Source organism: Anabaena sp. FACHB-1391, from assembly GCF_014696755.1.
Classification (GTDB): Bacteria; Cyanobacteriota; Cyanobacteriia; order Cyanobacteriales; family Nostocaceae; genus Dolichospermum; species Dolichospermum planctonicum.
On record NZ_JACJQS010000080.1, the window covers coordinates 1 to 2,980 of the forward strand.

General features: G+C 50.4%; 1 rRNA gene. It reads right to left on the bottom strand.

Features of this window, described 5'->3' with window-relative positions:
• Positions 1–13 precede the first annotated feature (13 nt).
• Positions 14–2,840: ribosomal RNA gene (locus H6F62_RS20235) — 23S ribosomal RNA — on the bottom strand.
• Between the last annotated feature and the right edge of the window lie 140 nt (positions 2,841–2,980).

The following is a 2,980-nucleotide window of genomic DNA, read 5'->3' on the forward strand; positions in this document are numbered from 1 at the left end:
AATTAAGAATATAGAGGTCAAGCCCTCGGTCTGTTAGTACTCCTTTGCTACATACATTACTGTACTTCCACATAGAGCCTATTAACGGGTGTTCTGCCCGTGACCTTACCTACTTATTGTAGTGAGAGTACTCATCTTGAGGTGGGCTTCCCACTTAGATGCTTTCAGCGGTTATCCTCTCCGCACTTGGCTACCCAGCGTTTACTGTTGGTACAATAACTGGTACACCAGCGGTGCGTTCCTCCCGGTCCTCTCGTACTAAGGAGGACTCCTCTCAATACTCTTGCGCCTGCACCGGATATGGACCGAACTGTCTCACGACGTTCTGAACCCAGCTCACGTACCGCTTTAATGGGCGAACAGCCCAACCCTTGGGACGTACTTCCGCCCCAGGTTGCGATGAGCCGACATCGAGGTGCCAAACCTCCCCGTCGATGTGGACTCTTGGGGGAGATCAGCCTGTTATCCCTAGAGTAACTTTTATCCGTTGAGCGACGGCCATTCCACTCTGCGCCGTCGGATCACTAAGGCCTACTTTCGTACCTGCTCGACTTGTCAGTCTTGCAGTCAAGCTCCCTTTTTGCCTTTACACTCGTCGCACGGTTTCCAAGCGTGCTGAGGGAACCTTTGCGCGCCTCCGTTACCTTTTAGGAGGCGACCGCCCCAGTCAAACTGCCCACCTGAAACTGTTCCCCGACCGGCTTACGGTCGTGGGTTAGAATTCTAGCTTCGCCAGAGTGGTATCTCACCGTTAGCTCCATTATCCCCACAAGGATAATTTCTTCGCTTCCCACCTATCCTGCGCAAGCGAAGCCCGAACACAATTCCAGGCTACAGTAAAGCTTCATAGGGTCTTTCTGTCCAGGTGCAGGCAGTCCGTATCTTCACAGACATTCCTATTTCGCCGAGTCTCTCTCTGAGACACCATCCAAATCGTTACGCCTTTCGTGCGGGTCGGAACTTACCCGACAAGGAATTTCGCTACCTTAGGACCGTTATAGTTACGGCCGCCGTTCACCGGGGCTTCGGTCGCCAGCTTCACTTTCGCTGACCAGCTTCCTTAACCTTCCGGCACTGGGCAGGCGTCAGCCCCCATACGTCCTCTTGCGAGTTAGCGGAGACCTGTGTTTTTGGTAAACAGTCGCTTGGATCTCTTCACTGCGACCCACTGCTGAGGTGGGCACCCCTTCTTCCGAAGTTACGGGGCCATTTTGCCGAGTTCCTTAGAGAGAGTTATCTCGCGCCCCTTGGTATTCTCAACCTCCCTACCTGTGTCGGTTTCGGGTACGGGTGTTCTATCTTCATCACATACACAGCTTTTCTTGGCACTTTCCTTCACCACTCGGAGTTCGTAAACCCCTCCCAAACCAATTAGGGTATGGCTATCTTTCATGCGTCCCTGCCTATGCTCCCACAGAACAGTAAGTGACTATTGACACTTTGTCCATCGACTACGCCTTTCGGCCTCGCCTTAGGTCCCGACTAACCCAGAGTGGACGAACCTGGCTCTGGAACCCTTAGGGTTTCGGGGTGTATGATTCTCACATACATTTGCGCTACTCAAGCCGACATTCTCACTTCCGTTTCGTCCACAGCTGCTTGCCGCTACTGCTTCTCCCTACTACGGAACGCTCCCCTACCGATTATGATTAGTAATCCCACAGCTTCGGTACATCACTTAGCCCCGTTCATTTTCGGCGCAAGAACGCTTGACTAGTGAGCTATTACGCACTCTTTCAAGGGTGGCTGCTTCTAGGCAAACCTCCTAGTTGTCTAGGCATTCTCACCTCCTTTATCACTTAGTGATGATTTGGGGACCTTAGCTGGTGGTCTGGGCTGTTTCCCTCTTGACAATGAAGCTTATCCCCCACTGTCTCACTGGCTGTGTGTTCTCTGGGTATTCTGAGTTTGTCTCGATTTGGTACCGGTCTCCCAGCCCGCACCGAAACAGTGCTTTACCCCCCAGATTTAATCACAACCGCTGCGCCTCAACACATTTCGGGGAGAACCAGCTAGCTCCTGGTTCGATTGGTATTTCACCCCTAACCACACCTCATCCGCTGATTTTTCAACATCAGTCGGTTCGGACCTCCACTTGGTGTTACCCAAGCTTCATCCTGGACATGGTTAGATCACCAGGGTTCGGGTCTATAAACACTGATTTTCGCCCTCTTCAGACTCGGTTTCCCTTTGGCTCCAGCATTCTCGCTTTAACCTACCAGTGCCTATAAGTCGCCGGCTCATTCTTCAACAGGCACGCGGTCATCCGTTTAATCGGACTCCCACTGCTTGTAAGCTTATGGTTTCATGTTCTATTTCACTCCCCTTCCGGGGTTCTTTTCACCTTTCCCTCGCGGTACTTGTTCTCTATCGGTCACACAGTAGTATTTAGCCTTACGAGGTGGTCCTCGCTGATTCATACGGAATTTCTCGTGCTCCGTACTACTCGGGATGCAGCTACTATCCTTTGGTTTTTGACTACAAGACTTTCACTTCCTCTGGTACAGTATTTAGCTGTTTCGTCTAACCTAAGTGATTCGATATTGCTGTCCCACTACCCCAAAAGATAAATCCTTTGGTTTAGGCTCTTCCCCTTTCGCTCACCACTACTTAGGGAATCTCTGTTTTGATTTCTCTTCCTCCAGCTACTAAGATGTTTCAGTTCGCTGGGTTGGCTCTTTCCTGTCTATATATTCAACAGGTAGTATTTAGGGTTGCCCCATTCGGATATTTCCGGCTCTTCGTTTGCTTCCAACTCCCCGGAACATTTCGTCGGTAACCACGTCCTTCTTCGCCTCTGTGTGCCTAGGTATCCACCATTAGCCCTTATTAGCTTGACCACAATTTTTCTTGGCTTTCACGAAACACTCTCATGTCTGTTTCTGCCTGCTTTTTCTCGTTCTCTTATGCAGTTTTCAAGGTTCTGGCTGGAATTTCACCCAGCAGTCTAACTTTTATAGTTAGGTGCTGTTTTTTTTCC